This is a genomic window from uncultured Maritalea sp., from assembly GCF_937139385.1.
Classification (GTDB): domain Bacteria; phylum Pseudomonadota; class Alphaproteobacteria; order Rhizobiales; family Devosiaceae; genus Maritalea; species Maritalea porphyrae_A.
Window position 1 is genome coordinate 1 of the sequence record NZ_CAKZPW010000263.1, and the last position, 2,885, is coordinate 2,885.

Below are 2,885 nucleotides of genomic sequence, written 5' to 3' on the forward strand. Positions count from 1 at the left end.
GGGGTGTTGCACCAGACATGATGTGTACCGCCAAAGCGGTCACCAACTCATATTTCCCTTTCGGTGCCGCCATGATCGGCGAAAAAGTCGCAGAAGCTTTTGAAGCCAACAAAGACGCAACCGGCAATATTGGCCACGGCTACACCTATTCAGCCCATCCGGTAGGTTGTGCGGCTGCGTTGGCGACGTTGGCAGAAACCAAAAAGGCACGTGTTTGGGAAAATGCCAAAGAGCGCGGCGTAGAACTACAAGCGGGACTTGCCCAACTCAAAGAAAAGCATCAGATCGCTGGTGATACGCGAGGCATCGGCTTAATGGCTGCAATTGAATTGGTAGCGGACCGAGAAACGAAAGTCCCAGCTTCAAAAGCCGCCATGGCAGCTGCATTTGAAGGAGCTTATGCTGACGGGGTCACTATTCGGGTTTCTGGCAACAATATCATTCTGTCACCCCCACTGATCATCACATCCAACGATGTCACAAGAATGATGAGCGCATTGGACAAGGGCCTAACCGCCGCCGCAAACGCGTAAAAAAAAGGCGTCGCTATTTGGCGGCGCCATTTACTTTGGTTTGCAACTCATCGAGCAGATCAACCAACTGACGCAATTTACCTTCGCCGAATGCGTCAACGATATCTTCGTAAATTGCCGCGCCTTTGGGCGATACCATTGCGATGAAGCGCAAACCTTCTTCGGTGGCACTAAACAGCATACGCCGACCGTCTTTTTTGTCACGACGCCCAACGATCCAGCCGTTTGCTTCAAGCGTTTTGAGCATGCGCGTTAGGCTGGGTGGCAATATACAAGCGTGATGTGCCAAATGGCTGGCATCCAATTCACCTGCTTCGCTCAAAACACGCAGAACCCGCCACTGCTGCTCGGTCAATCCATGCTCGGCCAACATGGGCCGAAAATGCGCCATAACCGACTCTCGAGCGCGCAACAACACGATGGGGAGTGACCGATTGGTTTTTTCCAATAATTGCTCTGCAGTCATGTTTTGATTCTCACCGTTCATCCTCTAGAAGTCGCCCATTACCGCCAAAAATGCAAGAAAACATACCTAGAGCGCATATTGACAATACCTAGCATATTACTTAACATGTTAATTGTTAGGAGCGAACATGCCACATCTAATGATCCAATATTCAGAGAATATCGAGCCTCGCATTGATATGAAACAATTGTGCAATCAGTTGAACAACACAATGTGCGCTTCTGACCTATTCCCTAAAGGCGGTGTGCGGGTGCGCGCTTATCCGGCAGCTGCATATTCAATTGCAGACCAACACCAGAAAAACACATTCATCGATTTGGTCTTGCGCATTGGCGCAGGTCGGACCCAAGACCAAAAACGTGAGTTCGGGCAAATCCTTATCAACCAAGTCAGCGAAACCTGCAGTGACCTATTAAAGGAACCACATTTCGCATTGTCCCTCGAAATCATCGAAATTGATCCAGATCTGAGCTGGAAAGTGAACACCATCCATCCTCGCCTCAAATCGAACAGCTAGAATTAGGACCTCAACTATGGCCAGTTTTCAATCCAATATGGAAAAAGCAAATAGCTATTTAGAGCGGTTCAAGCAGGACGGCGTTTCCAATTACATCAACGGCGAAGCTGTGCCCGCAGCCGATGGCGCAACCTTTGAAAGCATCACCCCGGTTGATCTTTCAAAATTATGCGACGTGGCGCACGGCAAAGCTGAAGATATTGACCAAGCAGCAAAAGCTGCACATGCAGCATTCAAAAACTGGTCCACCATGCCCGGCACGCAGCGCAGAACCATATTGCACGCTATTGCCGATGGCATTGAAGCCCGGGCTGAAGAAATCGCACTAATCGAGTGTATGGACACAGGTCAATCCATGCGCTTCATGTCCAAAGCGGCGTTACGCGGTGCCGATAACTTCCGCTTTTTCGCCGATCGCGCGCCCACCGCACAAGACGGTCAATCACTGCGCAAAGAAGGTCAGGTCAATATGACCACCCGCCATGCCATCGGCCCGGTGGGGGTCATCACCCCTTGGAACACGCCCTTCATGCTGTCCACATGGAAAATTGCACCCGCCCTCGCCGCTGGCTGCACCATTGTGCACAAACCAGCTGAGTTCTCCCCGCTAACAGCGCGTCTGTTGGTTGAAATTGCCGAACAAGCAGGCTTGCCAAAAGGCGTTTGGAACCTCGTTAATGGCCTAGGCGAAGACGCTGGCAAAGCCCTGACGGAACACAAGCTGATCAAAGCCATTGGTTTTGTCGGGGAAAGCCGCACGGGCTCCATGATTATGGCGCAGGGCGCACCAACCCTAAAACGGGTCCACTTTGAACTTGGCGGCAAAAATCCGGTGATCGTGTTTGCAGACGCAGATTTGGACCGGGCAGCAGAAGCTGCAGTTTTCATGATCTATTCGCTCAATGGCGAACGTTGCACATCTTCTTCTAGGCTTCTGGTTGAACAATCGATCTACGAAGAGTTCACGGCCAAAATCGCTGAAAAAGCGTCTAAAATCAAAGTCGGCCATCCTCTTGATCCTGAAACCACCGTTGGCCCCCTGATCCATCCGGTACATGAAAAGAAAGTGCTCGAATACTTTCAAATCGCCAAACAAGATGGCGCAACAATTGCGTTGGGCGGCGAAAAATTTGCCGGTCCGGGCGGCGGTTGCTACGTCAAGCCGACCCTTTTCACCAATGCCAACAATAAGATGCGGATTGCACAAGAGGAGATCTTTGGCCCTGTGCTCACCGCCATTCCATTTGCTGATGAAGCAGACGCCTTAGAAATCGCCAACGATATTGACTACGGCCTTGCCGGATATGTTTGGACAAATGATGTCACCCGCGCCTTCCGTGTTTCCGATCAATTACAAGCCGGCATGGTT

General features: G+C 50.9%; 4 protein-coding genes. 3 read left to right on the forward strand and 1 reads right to left on the reverse strand.

What is annotated here, in order from left to right; translation table 11 throughout:
• Positions 1 to 533 (forward strand): aminotransferase class III-fold pyridoxal phosphate-dependent enzyme (locus Q0231_RS10865; RefSeq protein WP_299347688.1); only part of this gene is annotated, 533 nt, incomplete at its 5' end.
• A 13-nt stretch (positions 534 to 546) separates the two neighbouring features.
• Here the strand turns inward: Q0231_RS10865 and hpaR are convergent.
• Positions 547 to 1,020, reverse strand: a complete 474-nt coding sequence (hpaR, locus tag Q0231_RS10870) for a homoprotocatechuate degradation operon regulator HpaR (protein WP_299347689.1) — start codon at positions 1,018 to 1,020, stop codon at positions 547 to 549.
• A gap of 106 nt (positions 1,021 to 1,126) precedes the next feature.
• Here hpaR and Q0231_RS10875 point away from each other — a divergent pair, with 106 nt between their 5' ends.
• Entirely contained in the window at positions 1,127 to 1,516 is a 390-nt protein-coding gene (locus Q0231_RS10875; protein ID WP_299347690.1) for a 5-carboxymethyl-2-hydroxymuconate Delta-isomerase, read from the forward strand.
• Positions 1,517 to 1,532: 16 nt separating this feature from the next.
• Positions 1,533 to 2,885 (forward strand): 5-carboxymethyl-2-hydroxymuconate semialdehyde dehydrogenase (hpaE, locus tag Q0231_RS10880; protein ID WP_299347691.1); only part of this gene is annotated, 1,353 nt, incomplete at its 3' end.